Source organism: Paenibacillus qinlingensis, assembly GCF_013204845.1.
Classification (GTDB): Bacteria; Bacillota; Bacilli; order Paenibacillales; family NBRC-103111; genus Paenibacillus_E; species Paenibacillus_E qinlingensis.
Window position 1 is genome coordinate 724798 of record NZ_JABMKY010000001.1, and the last position, 17436, is coordinate 742233.

Below are 17436 nucleotides of genomic sequence, written 5' to 3' on the forward strand. Positions count from 1 at the left end.
TTACATATGGATTATGCTTTCGCTATTGAACCAGCTGCGTTTACTCGTTTTGATGAAGAGTCCGAGCTGATCGAGCAATGTAAAGAATGGGGTTTAGTTTCTGAAAAAGCGGTCAAAGCAAAAGCCTTTTTCTATAAAGGGAATAGCCTTAATGTAGCATGCAATATCGTCGGTCTCGTGGATCCTATGACGGCAGTTATTGAGTTAGATACGAAGCAGCTGCACTGCATTCATCCCTCCTATTTGAAGGAAATGCAAGCTGCGAACTATAGCCAGCGAGGTGCAGCTCTAGCTGAGGATTCCGTAGTTGCGGATGAATTGGAGACTGCTGAGCCGGAAGAAAAGCCAGCCAAAGCAACAAAAGCCGCGAAAACGGACGTTGTTTCTGAAGATGGACAAGCAGCACCTGCTGAGAAAGCGCCCCCTAAGGAAAAAACGAAAAAAGAGAAAGCCCCTAAACTGGAGCTTCCTGAAGAAAAAGTGAAAATGAAGGCGACTGTTACGGAGTTTACAACCGTGCCGAACAACTTCTCAGACACTGATGATGAAGTCATCATCTATGATGCTGTATCCATCCTCGATCCAGCTTTAGACATCGGCACTGCCTGGTCGAGCCACAGCGCAACGCTCAAAAAGCTCGAGCTCGCGGTCGGCGACACTGTCACCTTCGAGTGCAAAATCGTCGCGAAGAAACTAAGCAAACATCCCGTGCCGTACAAAATCAACAATCCGGGTAAGATGCAGAAGGTAGCGGAATAAGGAACTGGTAGAGCTTCAGCCCCTTAGAGGGGGGCTGAAGTTTTTTTGTTTGACGGGGCTGCATGGCGCGGGCGGCATGCGAGTGCCCCGGGTTTTCGGGCGAAATAAGGCCCAAAAAAGGGCCTTATTCTCTCGCACGCCGGCCGCAGACTCACAATAGCGCCTTAAAAGGGCGCTATTGTCTTCGCCGCGCTCGCTTTTCGAGCGCTCTGAGCACTTTAAGGCCCGAAAAGGGCCTTATTTCTTCACACGACGGCCGGCAGACTCACAATAGCGCCTTATAAGGGCGCTATTGTCTCCGCCGCGCTCATTGCCGCCTCCCTTCCTCTTCCACAAAGGACTATTCCTTCAAAACTTAGCTACTCCACACATCATCCCCGCCAACATACACACTTCACACAAACCATATGCGAAAAAGCTACATGAACACAAACCACACACCTAACAGTAGCTAGATTTGTTCCTGAACTACATCTCAATCAGTGGCAAAAAGGCCTTATTGCCTCACTCACCAGCCTGCGGAATCAAATAAAGGTTTTAATCCTAATTAAATCTCCGGCTTCACCTCCCACTCCACTTCCTGTTGCCAAAGGCACTCTGCAAGATCAACCCTACATGCTATAATAAGCATTGAGAAAGGTGCTGATCAGATGGCTCCCAACCTGACAACCATGCAGCCGGCAGAAACGATCGGTATGCTTGCCGATTATCATTTCCCTCCCTACATAACATTAGCTCATATGTTCCATGCCCCACAGGAATGGGCGATACGCAATCGAGAGATGACGCAGTTCATTCTCCAATATGTCGTCGATGGTTTTGCTCACTACCCAGTTAACGATATTCCCTATGAGACGCGCCGCGGCGATCTCTTATTTCATCGTCCGAATGAACGACACTCGATTATTAAAGAAGACCATAGTCCTTATGTGTGTATTTCACTTGTGTTTCATTTTGGCACGTCTGCTTTCCCCTACGAGGAACTATTCAAACATAAGCATCTACTTGGAAATTTCGCGGACCATCCGGTAGAAACGATGTTATCTCAGCTTGTTTCGCATTATCGCCAGCCAGGACTTGTGCATCAGATGCACTGCCAAAGCTTACTTATGCGTATTCTTGCTGAAGCCGCGCTAGGTTTGGAAAACAGCACAACACGCACCAAGACTGACTCTCTCACCATGCCCAAACTCGTCTTAATCAAAAACTATCTAACCGAGCACTACAGCCGTGAAATTCAAATTAAAGAACTGGAAGACGTATCTGGTCTCAGCAAAAACTACATTTTGACCTTATTCCGCCAACATGTCGGCATGTCTCCTATGCAGTACTTGACTTGGATCCGCATAAACAAAGCGAAGGAGTTAGCCATTCACAGCAACCTTTCCTTCAGTGAAATTGCGGATCGCGTCGGTTATTCGGATGTCCATACATTCGGACGCATGTTCAAGAAAAAAACGGGACAAAGTTTAACCCAGTTTTGTTCGAATTTGATCTATTCTTAGATCGTCGGGAGTGTAATTGGTATAGCGATTGGTTGGGAATGGGTTAGATGAGTTGATTGATGAGTTGATTGATGAGTTGATTGATGAGTTGATTGATGAGTTGATTGATGAGTTGATTGATGAGTTGATTGATGAGTTGATTGATTGGTTGATTGATGAGTTGATTGATGAGTTGATTGATTGGTTGATTGATTGGTGATTTGTTTGTTGATTGATTGGTGATTTGGTTGGTTGATTGACTAGTTGAGGTTGGACTGTAATTAGGTGACTGGTATGCTAGGAGTGATCAGACGAGGTCACTCAACAGGCTTGTATCGAGATTCGACGCTCCCCTCCAATACAAATTAACTGGAAATTATACATCTATTTCAGTAGAATTTACCAAATAAATTGGATTAACTGGATTTTATGTAGCTAATTCTGCCCATTCTACCCAATACGGCCAAATTGGCACTATTTAGCTGTAGATTTTCCATCTATTCGGCAAAACCAAGGATTTTCCGAAGATTTAACTACATAGAATCCATCTATTTCATTTTGGTACGTGAGCATCGACAACAAAAAAGCCGTTCCCCCATAGATTCATCTACTTGGAGGAACAGCCTCATCTTTACCTGTCTTACCTGTCTCTACTTTACTTACGCACGCCAATAATCAGAATGCGCATAGCGATACGTCTTCGGCGCTTGCTTCGTCCCTATCGCGAACGCGCCTTTTGGCTGATAGTCATACGGAGTTTCTCCTGCCGTATAGGCGGCTTCTTTGCGCTTTTGGATACAATCGACGAGCATATGCTGCTTCAACGATAGATACTCTAACGTATGCGGTCCAAATTCCGCTTCGATTTCGCCTGGGCGGAATTCGTAATACACCGTACGGCGAAGCGCGTTGCCATCTCCCTCAGGTGAACCATGCAGCAGCTGAATATTGTGGAATATGACATCCCCAGGGTTCATTGGCACCGGTACAGCATCGCTGACATCGAAACCAGGCAACGCGCAGCGTTCCTCGGCAGCGTCAGCTGCCCAATGGTTCGAACCAGGAATAACCCACAAGCATGACTTGAGATCCGCCTCATCCAAATAGAAATCCACATTGAAGATCGGACGCGGATCTGTGCAGCCTACTGGCACAGCAGAGTCTCGATGCCAAGGCACGCTGGCCGCTTGATTCGGGATTTTCACCACTAAGGAATCCCAGGTAGGAATGAAATTAATCCCTTGAATCTTGGCAACAGATCGCAGGATAAACGGATGGGCAAGCAATACCTTATTCGCTTCTTGCTTGTCGATAATAAACTCTGTCCGCCAATATTTGCGTTCACCATTTTTCCTCACACGGTACATATAATCCTGGTCATCGCTTCCAGCCATCCCAATGTCTACGGCCTTCATCGTTTGCTCCTGGAGGAGTCGAAGCTCCTCTCCAACTACCACATTGCGTATAACCAGAAAACCATTATCCAAGAAAAATTGTGCTTGTTCACTCGTAATTTCGTCTTGCAGCAAAGCATCAGGTTCGGGTATGTGAATCTTTTGTTGGCTCATGCGAACAACCTCCTCAAATAACTTTCATACCTTTACTTTACTGCATCGGTTTACGAAAATCTTTAGTCTAAACAGGCATTTTGGTTGCCAAAAGCACTCTGTCCACTTTGATATTCTTTTGGCGTCATACCGACGGACTTTTTGAACAACTTCGTGAAATAAACCGGATCTGAGTAACCTACAAGCGAGCCTACTTCATACATTTTCACATCCGGATAATCCTCCAAGATATGCTTTGCTTTCACGATTCGCAAATCAGTCACGTAGTCGGTGATCGTCTTGTTCGTTTCCCTTTTAAACAACTTGCATAAATAACTAGGATTCAAACCTACTTTAGCGGAGAGCTCATTCAACTCAAAGGCTTGATTAAGATCAGACTCCAACATGCGAATCACATCCGCAATGATTTGCTTCTTGTGCACCTTAGCCTCGGCAGGTACGTGTTCGGAAATTTCCTTTTCAGTTGAATCCAACACCGCAAACTGCTCCCCAACTCGCTTCAAAACCTGAAATAAATCCTTCTTATTCACTGGCTTCGACAAATATTCTTCTACACCGAATCGAATGGCTTGACGCGCGTACTCGAATTCATTAAATCCACTTAAGAGAATAATATGAGCATCCGGATAATCCGCCCTTGTTCGCTCGATTAGCTTCATACCGTCCATCATGGGCATTTTGATATCGGTCAAAAGTATCTTGCAATCCGCAGCGTCCCAGCCACTCATTTTATCCATCGCTTGAATCCCATTCGCGCATAACCCTACAATTTCAATAGGCAAATCCATCGCCTCAACCATGGCTTGAAGACCTAACCGAATCCGCTGCTCATCATCCACTATCAACATTTTCATCGTCATCTATGCGCTCTCCTTCCATGCTTCCAGAACGGGTAGGACAATCGTTACGGCCGTGCCAACCTCGATTTCACTGCTCACTTGCAAACCATATGACGCACCATATTGCAAAATAATTCGCTCATTCACGTTGGCTATCCCGATGTTATTACGATTTTCTTGCCGCAAGCCTTGCATCGCATTTCGAATAATTTTCAACTGCGTATCTTCCATGCCACACCCATTATCCCGAACGGTAAAATAGATCGCTTGCTTATCCACGTAAGAACTAATCGTAATTAAACAATTCTCTTCTTTCATTTCAAAACCATGGAGAATCGCATTTTCCACGATGGGTTGAAATAACAGTTTAATAACCGGGTAGCTCAGATGAGCCTCGCTAATGTTTAACTCCAGCTGAATATCTTTAGAGAATCGAAAGTTTTGCAGCGCCAAATACTTCTCCAAATGATCCAGTTCCTTATGAATCGTCACTTGATCCGTCCCGCGCAATATGCCATACCTCAGCAACTCTCCCAAATTGTAGGTCATTTCCGAAATCTCGTAATCTCGTTTCACTTCGGCCGTCATACGGATCACTTCCAGCGTGTTATAGATGAAATGCGGGTTAATTTGATGCTGCAGTGACCTTAGTTCAGCCTCCCGTTTGCGATTTTGCGTCTGATAGACTTCTTCCACCAGCTCATTGATTCTTCTAATCATATTATTAAAATGCTTCGCCAGTATGCCAAACTCGTCCGAATACTTCACCGGAATTTGAACGTCTAGATTCTCCTTGTTAACCTGTTTCATGGTCCTCATTAAAGTTCGCAATGGCCGCGTCAACGCGATGGCAATAATTGCTGAAGTCACTAAGGCCACTGTAATCGAAAGCAAGACGAGAATCATAGTGAAATCCCGCGTGACCCGCGTCTCTTCTGTCAGATGATCCACAGGTATGAACACAATCTGCTTCCAACCCGTTACTTCTGACGTTGTATATGAGGTTAAATATGACTTCCCTTCGATCGTCACCTTGAAGCTGCCTTGTGCACCTACGGCTTTTTGTACGAGCTCATTGCTAGCCACATTGGTTGAAATCCATTTCTGCTCGCTATCATAGATCACGGTATTCTGATCATCAAGTACCATGGTCCGGCCTTTAGTGACCTCATCCAGCTCGCGGACGGCATCACCAATGACTTGAATTCTGGAGTCAAAGATGATCATGCCAATGCCTTCCAAGGAGTTCGTATTCTTCAATTCTCGGGCAATCGAAAAATAATATTTATTCGTCTGACCAACGGTTATTTTCTGTGTGGAGATTATAATGGAAGAGCCTTGCGCATTCCGCACTTGTTGTCGTAAATCAACGGCCTGCTGCCGAATGTCGGCCCGAATTGTATCATTTTTGGTACTGTCGTACATGTTGCCATAATTATCGAATATGTACACGGACTCCGTATCATTTTTTAAACTGTTCAAGCCTTTGACGAAGTTCTGGAGGCGGTTATTTTCTTCTACCGTTTTATTCGGATTAGCTAGCGACTCCTGAATATCCTGCATATAAATCTGGCTGCCCGTCACACGCTTAATATCCGAGACGTACTGGTCTACCCGCTCCAAAATTTTCTGTGAAATCTGGTTTACGTAGAGAGCCGTATTCTTTTCAATAGATTTGGAATAACTCGCATAAGAGATCATTGAGATTGTAACAATTGGCACTGTGATCAAAATAACAAACACCGTAATCAGCTTCTGAGTCAGTGATAATCTTACAATCCAATGCCATATATCGCTTAGCACAATAGGTTCCCCCCAGCTCTTTCACAGGAATGTAAGCCCTTTCTTTATTAAATCCAAGAAAACCCATGGCTCTCAAATAAGAGCCTTGGGTTACTATTTCGACTCGCCAGCAGCGGTGTCCTGCTAGCTTTTCATTTCACTGATCCGTTCGTAATTCCGGAGAAAATGTACCTCTGCAGGAACAAATACAATAAGACCGTCGGAAGTAAGATGATAAGGATGGCCGCACAGATCAATTGCCACTCTGCGCTATTCGTACCTGTAAATTTCATCAGGGTGGTCGAAACAACACCTAATTTCTGTGAAGGCATATACAAATATGGCGTGTACATATCGTTATAAATCGAAATTGTTTTTAAGATAATGACCGTTGAAATAGCTGGTGTCAATAGGGGGATGATTATCCTGTAGAAGATGCCATACAGTGACAGCCCTTCAATCATCGCGTTCTCATCTAACTCATAAGGAATATTGCGAATAAATTGAAGCAGAATGTAAATTTGAACAACGTCTGCACCAATGTACAAGAGCACTGGGGCAAAATGCGTGTTGAATAATCCTAACCATTTGATAATGGAGAAAATGGCCACCTGTGTCGTGATCGCTGGAATAATCGCTGCCCCGGTATAGAGACCAAGAATGAGGAAGCGACCAGGGAATTTAAAGCGCCCAAGCACGTACGCCACCATTGTTCCCATGACGATATTCCCGATCAAGGATAAACCAATCACAATTGTCGTATTCAGAAACGCTTGCCCGAGATTCCCTCGTTCAAACACGATCTGGAAATTCTCAAAATTCAGAAAGGAGTTCGGCAGTGAAAACGCGCTGGACATGCCATATTCCTTGCTCCCCTTAAATGCATTTACACACAAGATATACAAGGGGAAAAAGATAATCAGGCTCGCGAAGGACAAAAGCACATATTTCACTGTCGATGAGATCGGTCTTGGTTTCATGGTGTCACTCCTCCTTTCCTCCAACAATTCTGCGTTGTGCAGATACTACGACAATCACGACGATCATCAGTAGCACACTCATCGCAGAAGCGAGTCCAAAGTTATTATATTGAAACGCGGTCTCCACTGTTTGCTGAACATATGTTTTACTTGCCGCCAAAGGGCCACCTTTGGTTAAGACGAAAGGAAGGTCGAATACCTCCAAAGCCCCAATTACAGTCAGAAACAGATTAAGCTCGATAATTTTCCTCATACCAGGTATTGTGATGTAGCGAAGCACTTGGAGTCTTCGTGCGCCGTCTATTTTAGCTGCTTCATAAATATCCTCAGGGAGTGATTGCAATGCCCCTAAGTACACAACCATATTGAAACCCATAAATTTCCACACGCCAATTGAAGCTAGTGATACGTTGACAAGTCCTGGCTTACCTAACCAGGAGATAGGATCCATGCCTAGCAAACTTAAAAAATAATTCAAGGAACCTGTGTTGGTATCGAACACATAGCCAAACATGAACGCTACAGCAACTCCATTCATAATGTAGGGCAGGAATAATACCGTCCGAAATATGTTACGTCCTTTGAGCTTACTGTTCAACATGACCGCGAAGAAAAAGGCTACAATATTTTGCAAGATGCCACCTACGAAGTAAGCAACGTTATGGAGGAAAACATAGAGAACTTCCATATTTCCCATAATCTCTTTGTAATTTGAAAATCCAACCCACGTTTTAACCGGTGTTAATCCATCCCACGATGTAAAGCTTAGATAAATAAGTCTCAAAGCTGGATAGTAGGTAAAAGTCAAAAGCAGCGTGAGTGGCACGATAAGGAACGATACTATTAAGGTAATTTTTTGTTGTTGGTAGCTCATCTCCATACCTCATTGCTCTTTAATTTGAAAAAGAGGACTGAATGTTTGCGAACTATCATTCAGCCCTCTTACGCTTAACGCTTACTTACCGAGCGCTTTCTTCGCTTCTACCCATTTTTTGTTGTACTTATCAAATACTTTGGCTACATCCGTTACCGCTACTTCTTGGGCGATATCGTTCAAGTCGATTTGTGCTTTGTTTTGGATCGCCATAGCATCACTGTTATCCGCAGCGATTTCAACGAAGTTCAAATCTTTCGTAGCTAAGAAGTCAGACAATTGTGTAACCGAGGACTTCTTATCCTTCAAGGATGGAATGAAGCCAGCGAAATCATCATAACCGGAATCCTCAATTAACCATTTCACGAAAGCTTTCGCTGTTTTGAGGTTTTTACTGTTTTTGCTAACGGCATAGAAATAGTCAGGTGTCATTAGCGTAGTCAATTTCCCTGAGTTATCGAATGGCATTGGGAAGAAGCCTACATTAGCACTTTCCGTACCATTTTCTATCACTTGTGGAATAACCCAGTTCGGCAAGAGGTACATCGCCATTTTACCAGAGGCTACATCCTTCTTGGATTGTTCCCAGTTGGAAGAGTTGATATCTTTCTCCACATAACCCTTGCCAATCATTGTTTTGAGAATACCTAGTGACTTGGCGAAGGCACCATTCGGGTCAAAAGCGTTCTCCTGCTTAATGCGATCATTCCAGAAGTTCGGATTGCCGGACATCGCTACTGCTACGTGCTGCCATGTGTAGAGCGGCCATTTGTCCTTGTAGTTTGTTGCCAGAGGCACAATCCCCTTCGCTTTCAGCTTGTCGGATGCGGCATAGAATTCATCGAGTGTCTTCGGAAGCGCTGTGATGCCGGCATCAGCGAAGGCTTTTTTGTTATACACAATCCCTGTTGTGGAACCGCCTGTTACGAGACCATAGGTGCCACCGTTCGCTGTTTTGTAGTCTTTAAAGCGGATTTTATCATTCAGACCGAGATCATCCAGCGGGGCAAAATAATCAGGAAGCTGTGTATTCGGAATGTTCGGAATCAATACAACGTCCGGCACTTCCGCCGTGGCCAAGCGTAATTTGATAGCCGCTTCATAATCCTTCAGCGCTTCGAACTCCACGTCCGCATTCGGGTATTTCTTTTTGAACGCTTCGCGATAATCTTTCAGCTTGGTATCAATTAGATCTGTACGGTTCGTTGCAAATACAATCTTTCCTTTAATATCATCATTCGGGTTCGCTGCTTTGGGAGCCTCCGTCGCTGGAGCTGGAGTAGCCGCTGCCGTCGTAGCTTTGGCTGCAGGTGTTGGGCTTGCTGTCGTTGTTGTTGTTTCTGATCCGCATGCTGCGAGTAAAGTGGTCAGTAAACAAATTGATGTTGTGGCTACTAATGTCTTCTTCATCCTATTTCCCCCAATGAACTAGTTTGTGTAGCGCTTACATTTTTATTATAAAACGTCCATGCGTTGAGTAAAATGGCACGCATTTGTTTTTCCTTGTACTGTATTTCCACTTTTCAGTGGGAAAGAGCCAAATTAATGGGGGCCGAAGCCCCCATTTCACTCATTTTACAATATCGAGCTTATGCAGCAGATTATAGAAGACCATGGCTGCCTCAGCACGCGTCGCAACAGCTTGAGGCCGGTAGGATCCGTCCGGATTGCCGCTTAACAAACCTGCGGCTGTTGCTAGACGAATGGATGCCTCTGCCCAAGAAGACATGGAAGCAGCGTCTGTGAATGTAAGTGTTGCAGCAGGCTTCACCGCCTGAGACAGCTTCGTTAATGCCAGCGCTCGGCTGAGCATGACTGCCATCTGCTCACGCGTAATGGTGGCATTCGGCTGGAAGCTGTGGTCTTCGAAGCCATCTACCAGACCTAACTCATTGGCAGCATGGATCACGGAGGCAAACCAATCATGTTCGGCTACATCCCTGAATTTGGCTTGCGATCCCTTCGACGGGACGATACCCATTGCTTTAACCAGCATCGTGGTAAACTCTGCTCGTGTAACTACACGATCTGGTGCGAACGTGGTGTCTGTCATGCCATTCAACAGCAGCTTGGAAGCTAAGGTTCCAATGGCAGTCTGAGCCCAATGTGTACCTGGGACATCTGTGAAATTCACTTGATGGGAAACAACGGCATACACGCTATTCCCATTTCTGCTAATTATCGCTTCTACCCCATCGGCTTGGGGCTGGAAGGATGCAGGAACGAACGTCATAGCGCCTGTTTGTTCGTCAATAACGACAACAGTAGCAGATGACAGGTCGCTAACGCTGTTCGTGAAGACGCTCCGAGTGATGAATAACGACCCGAAATGTTCAATCTCGGTTTGTTTGCCTCCACTTGATACTATGAGGTGGAAAGACACCGGCGTACCGATTAGTGTGACGCCTTGCTTTTCAGCTGCTTTGCGAACTTGGTCAGCTTGCTCGGTGGATACAGGCATAATGGCGATATGCAGCGCTGCATCCCCAGAATCAGTACCTATCGCATTCAGAATGGCAGGGTTAGATAACATTTGGAGTGGGATCTCGTAAGAACCCGCTTCGTTTTGCAGTGTAACTACTGTCTTGCCGAGTGCAACAGGATTAGCTGCAAGTGCTTTGGACAGTAATGAAATTGGAATCACGACTTCATCCGTTTCCTTCGTGCTGTATGCCATAACAAGTGCCGTCCCTTGCTCTTTCGTCAACAGAAGCTCTAACGCCTTCTTCATCTCTGCTTCTTGCATAATGGCTTGACGCACGTTTTTTCCTTTGCTGTCGGTAACCGTTACGTGTTTGAAGGCCTCATTCGTCAACAAGATTTGATTGGCTTTATCCAAAATGGTTGGTCCAGGTATTGTACCCCCTGGTGAGGATGAGCTAGTATCTCCTGGATCTACCGGGCCAACAGGATCCACGGGATCAACTGGGTCCACGGGATCCACAGGATCTACTGGATCTACAGGATCCACAGGATCCACAGGGTCTACGGGATCGACTTCCTCCCCTGTTTTATAGACCTTAATCGTATCGAAATACAACGTTCCTTGCCCGATTGTACCTCCCGCTCCTTGATTCACATAAATTGAGAACTCTTTAATCGCATTCAAATCGATGACTCCGTCTCCGCTAGAGCTCCATGGTGCTTTAGTAAACTTGCTAAATGGCAGCTTAATTACACTTGATTTGTCATCGCCAAGCTCGATATAAGACTCCCATGCCGAACCGTCTTCCTCAAGGAATTGTATCGTCAATTTGCGATGGGACGCGTCCTTTTTCAACCAGAATCGTATGCCTTCATACGCTCTCCAGTCTAACGCATCGAGCTTTTTGTTCACGCCGGCAAAATTCTTAGCAGCCGTTGGCAGCTCATAGACATATTTCCCTCCAAAACGTCCTGCCTCTTTTTGATCCGCCACAGGTGTGAAAGTAACGGTTCCACCGTCTTTGTTCGTCGAATAGGTGTCGCCAGCAACGAGTTCGCCACCGCCATAATAGTCAAAATCATCAATCGTCGGCACTTGATCAATCGCGATTGAATCGATATAGATGGCATTCGCTCCCAGTTGCCCTGCACCTTGGTTTACAAAAATAGCATAGGATGCAATTTCAGCGCGATTGAGCTTACCGTCCCCTTTCGACCATGTGCGATTACGGGCGAAACCACCAAACGGAATTTGAACGACATTTGCTTCCGTTGAAGTCATCATCGTCTGCGCTTCCCAAATATCTCCGTCACTTTCTGTCAATTGGAACGTAAGTCCATGCCCCACTGTATCTGATTTTAACCAGAACGAAAGAGCGTTGCCTCCACCCGCTATATTCAGCTTCCCAAGTGTCCGTTTGACACCGGCATAACCTTTGGCAGCTGTCAATGTGTAGCTGAGTTTAAGCGCATGACCACCATCTTGTTTAACGTTATTTTCTAGGGAAGCTGTAATTTCAGCGCCGCCATCATCCCTTACATAATCAGCACGGACACCCGCATCAGTTGAATAGAAGTCGAAGTTATCGATCTCACGAAGCGAAGCCGATTGAATATCGTCCAAATACAGCGCTCCTGCACCATTGCCAATAGAGCCTCTATCCACATAGATGGAAAATTCTGATACAGACGTTAAATCGAGTTTCCCATCTACCGCCACGGATTGCCATCCTGCCAGATGGAAAGAACCAAAAGGAATCTTCATCAAGGTGCCATTCGTATGATTGACATATACCTTGGCTTCCCAATACTCGCCGGTAGCATCCTTTAATTGATACGTAACGCCCCGTCCAGCTTCCCCTGCTTTCATCCATAGCTGGATGCCATTGTTTGCCGACCAATCCGCTCCTCCGATGGATTTGGTAACACCCGCGTATCCTTTGGCAGCAGTCAGATCAAAGGCAAGCTTGAGTCCAAATGCCCCCGATTGCTTCGTCTCCGCATCCAAAGTTGCGGTAATGGCATCCCCACCCGAATTACGGTTATATTGGGCTTGCAACTTCGCATTATCTGAACCATAGTCTTCGTAATTGTCTACAACAGGTGATTTATACAATCGAAAATCATCCAAATAGACGGTGCGTGTCACATTCGCTGATCCATCAATGTTAATACTAAATGTCGTAATAGACGAAAGATCTACGACATTGTTCCCTACACCTAGATGCGAGTTTTTCCACCAGTCAGGTACATAAAATTGGTTAAATGGCAACTTAATTAACTGTGGTTCACTGCCAGATACGCCAATATCTTTTTTCCACACCTCGCCTTTCGTAGCACTTCCTTCATTGAACTGAATAGAAATGCCCGTGTAGGCTTCTGCAGGCTGTACCCAGAACGAAATACCACTGTTGCCAGACCAATCTGTATTGGTAATTTGCTTTTCCATACCGCCCCAGCCTTTGCTCAGCGATGAGGTCAATTTCAAGCTGTAATTCCCTTCGGATTTATGACCGTTATCCAAACTTAATTCGAGTGGTGATCCGGATGTATTCACGGAGTATGCACCTTTGAGCATACTATCTGAGCCTGTATAGCTCTCAAAGTTTTCAATGACATCCGTTTTCACATTGGTAGGCGGCTCTAACTTTTCTGAACCCACACCAATTTGGATGCGTCCCACTTGTGGACTCCAGTACTCCGAAGCGAAATTTGCTGGGATAACTGGGAACACAACCTTCAAATATTTGGTTCCCGCTGGCAAGGTATAGGCGGTGTACACCATTCGGCTCCACCACCCCTCACCTGGCACCTCATCTACACGAACTTGAGTAACAGTCGAGTAATGTTCACCATCCGGCGATGTTAAAAAAGTGAAATTGGGAAGCCTGTATTTACTTGGTTCTTGTCTGGCAAAACTCGTCATGACGAAATAATTCATATCACCCGCTGTTTGATACACGAATGATTCCGCATTGTTAGCTGTACGTACTAAACGCTTCAAATCATCGCCAAAATAAGTGCCCCCAGATTCGAACCCTAGATTAGGCGAATGGTCAGCCATTTTCAACATATTATTCATTTCGTCTGTCAGTACACCATTGGTAATGGCAACGCTAGAAATCGCATCTTTATAGATAAGTTCTTCGCCACTCGTATGGTTGTATACGATTTCAATATGACCAAGTTGAGAATCTCCATCCCCTTCTGGGAAGGTTACTTTAAAATACTTTGCATCCGATGGCAGCGTATATGCGCTATATACAATTTGACGCCACTCTCCACCGCCAGCTTCTGTTTTAGTAACCTGAAGCTCTGTGTAATTGGTTCCATCCGTAGACATCCAGAACTTAAATTCGTGATTCGGATGATCTGATTTGCGGAATGCGGTAGTCTTCAATGATAATGCCCGCAGTGCACTGGAATTCGTTGGTGTTGATGGAAGTGCATAAGCTACGAATTGATCAACCGCATTCGGTTGCAACTTGAGTCGATAATGATCTCCTCCGAATAAAGCTGGATTCAGATCATCTGTGGTAAATTTCAAATCCGTTGAGAATTGATACATTTTGCTGTAATCAATGAGCTCATCCTGAATCGCATGTTTCGCGATGACCGGACCTACGACTGATGAATATGTGGATTCACCAACAGTATTTCGTGCCTTCGTTCGATAGAAGTAGGTAGCACCTGTCACAGAGGTCATATCATCGAACAAATCAGTTTTGGAAGCATCATACACCTGCGCTCCAACGATGTCCCATGGCCCATTGGCATACACAGATCGCTCTACCGTGTAGGCAGTTGCTCCTGTTGATCCCTTCCATCCAATACGGGAGACTGTATCAATCGGAAGCATCATCGGTGCTTCTGGAAGTGGTAAAACTGGCTTTGACATAATACCGCGAATCTTATAAGCTTTATCCCGTAATAGCCCCAATACGGATGTTTCTTCGAAGCCTTGCTCACCTGCTGGGAAGCCTGGCCATTTATACGCTTCATAGAATGTGCCACCATACGTGCCTTCCGTATGTCGGAAGAAGCCTCCGTCTTCACTGTGATAGCGTAGACTCCAGATCAAAGCACCGCTGGTACCATTTTCAATAACATTGTCTAAGAATGGTGTTAATTCACTTTTTGGAATGAAGCCGAATTCCCCAACATAGAAGGGCTTTTTCCCTTTGGCCAAATTCTTATCGATATTCACTTGAGAAGCAAAGCTAGCGTAATGGTTAGGATAATAATGGTTGCTTACAATGTCGATAGGCGAGTTTTCCTCTAGGGAACTAGCATCAATGCCGTATTTTCCGTCAATGAGCAAATGTTTGGCATCGATATTTTTGATGAAAGCTCCTATTTCCGTTGTCCATGCAGAAGTCGGGGGTGTTAATTCATTCCCTGTCTCCCAAGCGAGAATGGCTGGATCATCCTTGTAAAGCACGTTTGTTATTGTATTCCTACGATTCAAAACATACGAGATTGTATCTTTAAAATCCTTCTTAATGTCCGCATCTGTCCAGAAAGCATCCTTGCTCTTCCCGCGAAACTTGGCATACTCACCAATTCCACCCCACCACTCGTATTGATCGACGAATGGGATGATAAGACGAATGCCGTACTCGTTGGCAAGTGCAAGCGCACGGTCTAGGGCAACAAACGCTTCCTCGTTGAACTGATTAGGTCCAACGACATGGCGAATCATGCCAGGGTAATCGGTATCCTTTTTGACAGAAAGGACATAGGTTCTCGTTGCTTTCGCTCCCATTTGCTGCAAAGCTTTAAATGCATCTCGCTGCTCCCATTCTGTGGGAACCTGCCAATAACCATCTTCGACCATTGTTAGCGTAGGCACATTCGCCCCAATAAAACGAAATTCACTGGCCCCTTCCATCAATTTATCCCCTGATCGCGTAATAAATTGCGAGAGCCCTGGATTTGGTTCCGCTTTCATTTTTGGCGTGCCTACAAAACCGCTCATCAGCATAGATACCACTAACATGGTTACTACAAGCTTTGCACACATGCTTTTCAAACGCATACGTTCGCCCCCTCGTATCCTACATTTTGTATCATTTTTAATTATAGGAGGGATGATCGATGGTTGAAATGTACTGGCTTGGCATTTTATTGGACTCTATTGTCCTTCTATTCATTTCCGTTAATTGGGCATTTGTGAGATCTGTGTTTGTTCCCTGTACATGCGAGGTGTGGTGCCAACAACCTTTTTGAAAAGGCGATTAAAATATGCTGCATCGGGATAGCCAACGGCTTGCCCTACCTCATAGGTTTTCAATTCCAACTGGTTAAGGAGCAGCTCCTTGGCTTTCGAAACTCGAAGGTCCATAATATATTCGGTGATCGTCATTCCTGTTTCTTTGCGGAAAAGAAAGCTGACATAGTTGGCTGTCAAATACACATGATTCGCCAATTCGGACAATTCAATCTCACGATTGTAGGTTTGCTCGATGATCTTTTTGACTGTGCTCACCACTTTGCGTTCATAGGCCCCGGGCTCCAATTCCATATCCCCTAACATCCGATCCATCCTGTCAAAAATATCATCGAATACATCCTGCAAAACCGCATGCTCGCAAAGCTGTAATTCAAGTTCATTCGTGTCAGGTTGAGGAAGAAGCGACCGATTGGTCGCATCCGCAATACGCATTCGCAGCTGGTATAATACATAGCCAAGTACGCGACATAAATCAGCCCAGTGAATGTGGATACGCTTCGATCTATGATAAAGCTGGTCTTTTAATTTATAGAGTTCGTCACGATCCATCCACTTCGATGAATTCTGCAATAACGAATCAATTAAAGATACCATCATCGTTATTTCAGAACGATGATAACTAGGTTCCACATAGGGAATTAAACTGAGATTACCTTCGTTATACCACTGCAAGCAATAGGCAGAGATCGCTTCAGCGTAGCCCCTCGGCCAGTCTTCGAAGCGTGATATTACGGACGATATGCCTCGCAACTCAGCTATATCTACCCTTATAGTCTGAGCCAGATTCTCGACATCTTTTACACCAAATACAATGAACAGCTGCAGATTAAGTGTAAGTTTGCATGCGATCATTTCAGGCATGGATGTGACTATAGGCATGCTCTGTGACATGGTTGAGATCAACGTTTGCCTAGCTTTGCACACAACAAATACACTAGGTACGGCACACTCACTATAGGTCGAGAAGGATTCCCAGAGCACCTCTAGTTGATCTGCCTTCATCTCACCTGCAAGAAAGCTTTTTAATAACAAATCTGTCGTTTGTCCCTTACGCATTCGTTCATGAAGTCGATGATCCATCAGCTTCTGAAGAACTTGGTGAAGCTCCTTCTTATTCACGGGTTTCACTAAATAATCACTGACCCCGGACCGAAGCGCATTGCGTACGTAATCAAATTGATTATAGCCACTCAAGATAATGATGTTGGTTTCTGGATGAGTCAATCTAACATGCTCTGCAAGCTCAAATCCATCCATTCTTGGCATTGAAATATCTGTAATGATAACATCTACGGCTTGTTTGCTCAGAAACTGAACCGCTTCCAAGCCATTCCCGAACGAACCCACTACACTCACATGCAGTTCCATTTGCTCTATCATACTTACGATGCCTAATCGAATTGCCTTCTCATCTTCAACAACCATGATGCGGATCATGTTCATCCCACCCTTGAGGGCATTCCAGCATACAACTCTGGTCCCCTTCATTCTAT

11 protein-coding genes are annotated in these 17436 nt (G+C 45.0%); 3 read left to right on the forward strand and 8 right to left on the reverse strand.

Annotation, left to right across the window (positions count from 1 at the left end):
* Positions 1 to 6: 6 nt before the first annotated feature.
* The 3 genes from HQN88_RS03435 (at position 7) to HQN88_RS03445 (ending at position 2463) form a co-directional block, all read left to right on the forward strand.
* A complete protein-coding gene (locus HQN88_RS03435; RefSeq protein ID WP_173108805.1) occupies positions 7 to 759 on the forward strand; it encodes a hypothetical protein in 753 nt (250 codons plus the stop codon).
* Positions 760 to 1409: 650 nt separating this feature from the next.
* Positions 1410 to 2264, forward strand: a complete 855-nt coding sequence (locus HQN88_RS03440; protein WP_246320011.1) for a helix-turn-helix transcriptional regulator — start codon at positions 1410 to 1412, stop codon at positions 2262 to 2264.
* Positions 2265 to 2292: 28 nt separating this feature from the next.
* Complete coding sequence (locus tag HQN88_RS03445; RefSeq protein ID WP_173108806.1) at positions 2293 to 2463, forward strand: hypothetical protein; 171 nt, start codon at positions 2293 to 2295, stop codon at positions 2461 to 2463.
* 439 nt (positions 2464 to 2902) lie between these two features.
* Here the strand turns inward: HQN88_RS03445 and HQN88_RS03450 are convergent, their stop codons facing one another.
* From HQN88_RS03450 to HQN88_RS03485, 8 genes are all read right to left on the reverse strand, one after another.
* The gene (locus tag HQN88_RS03450) at positions 2903 to 3811 is read right to left on the reverse strand and encodes a phytanoyl-CoA dioxygenase family protein (protein WP_173108807.1); all 909 of its coding nucleotides are present in this window, start codon (positions 3809 to 3811) and stop codon (positions 2903 to 2905) included.
* 62 nt (positions 3812 to 3873) lie between these two features.
* Entirely contained in the window at positions 3874 to 4671 is a 798-nt protein-coding gene (locus HQN88_RS03455) for a response regulator transcription factor (protein ID WP_173108808.1), read from the reverse strand.
* The gene (locus HQN88_RS03460; protein ID WP_173108809.1) at positions 4672 to 6453 is read right to left on the reverse strand and encodes a sensor histidine kinase; all 1782 of its coding nucleotides are present in this window, start codon (positions 6451 to 6453) and stop codon (positions 4672 to 4674) included. It lies immediately after the preceding gene.
* A gap of 131 nt (positions 6454 to 6584) precedes the next feature.
* Positions 6585 to 7412, reverse strand: a complete 828-nt coding sequence (locus tag HQN88_RS03465; protein ID WP_173108810.1) for a carbohydrate ABC transporter permease — start codon at positions 7410 to 7412, stop codon at positions 6585 to 6587.
* A gap of 4 nt (positions 7413 to 7416) precedes the next feature.
* On the reverse strand, positions 7417 to 8286 hold the full coding sequence (locus tag HQN88_RS03470; RefSeq protein WP_246320012.1) for a carbohydrate ABC transporter permease: 870 nt from the start codon (positions 8284 to 8286) through the stop codon (positions 7417 to 7419).
* Positions 8287 to 8367: 81 nt separating this feature from the next.
* The gene (locus HQN88_RS03475) at positions 8368 to 9696 is read right to left on the reverse strand and encodes an ABC transporter substrate-binding protein (protein ID WP_173108812.1); all 1329 of its coding nucleotides are present in this window, start codon (positions 9694 to 9696) and stop codon (positions 8368 to 8370) included.
* 160 nt (positions 9697 to 9856) lie between these two features.
* A complete protein-coding gene (locus tag HQN88_RS03480; protein ID WP_173108813.1) occupies positions 9857 to 15748 on the reverse strand; it encodes an S-layer homology domain-containing protein in 5892 nt (1963 codons plus the stop codon).
* A gap of 120 nt (positions 15749 to 15868) precedes the next feature.
* Positions 15869 to 17380, reverse strand: coding sequence for a response regulator (locus tag HQN88_RS03485; RefSeq protein ID WP_173108814.1), 1512 nt, complete (start codon positions 17378 to 17380; stop codon positions 15869 to 15871).
* Between the last annotated feature and the right edge of the window lie 56 nt (positions 17381 to 17436).

Excerpts from the sequence above, each read along its gene's own strand:
- HQN88_RS03450 (WP_173108807.1), bottom strand. The coding sequence starts at position 3,811 with ATGAGCCAACAAAAGATTCACATACCCGAACCTGATGCTTTGCTGCAA.
- HQN88_RS03435 (WP_173108805.1), top strand. The coding sequence starts at position 7 with ATGGATTATGCTTTCGCTATTGAACCAGCTGCGTTTACTCGTTTTGAT.
- HQN88_RS03465 (WP_173108810.1), bottom strand. The coding sequence starts at position 7,412 with ATGAAACCAAGACCGATCTCATCGACAGTGAAATATGTGCTTTTGTCC.
- HQN88_RS03440 (WP_246320011.1), top strand. The coding sequence starts at position 1,410 with ATGGCTCCCAACCTGACAACCATGCAGCCGGCAGAAACGATCGGTATG.
- HQN88_RS03485 (WP_173108814.1), bottom strand. The coding sequence starts at position 17,380 with ATGATCCGCATCATGGTTGTTGAAGATGAGAAGGCAATTCGATTAGGC.
- HQN88_RS03455 (WP_173108808.1), bottom strand. The coding sequence starts at position 4,671 with ATGACGATGAAAATGTTGATAGTGGATGATGAGCAGCGGATTCGGTTA.
- HQN88_RS03470 (WP_246320012.1), bottom strand. The coding sequence starts at position 8,286 with ATGAGCTACCAACAACAAAAAATTACCTTAATAGTATCGTTCCTTATC.
- HQN88_RS03475 (WP_173108812.1), bottom strand. The coding sequence starts at position 9,696 with ATGAAGAAGACATTAGTAGCCACAACATCAATTTGTTTACTGACCACT.
- HQN88_RS03480 (WP_173108813.1), bottom strand. The coding sequence starts at position 15,748 with ATGCGTTTGAAAAGCATGTGTGCAAAGCTTGTAGTAACCATGTTAGTG.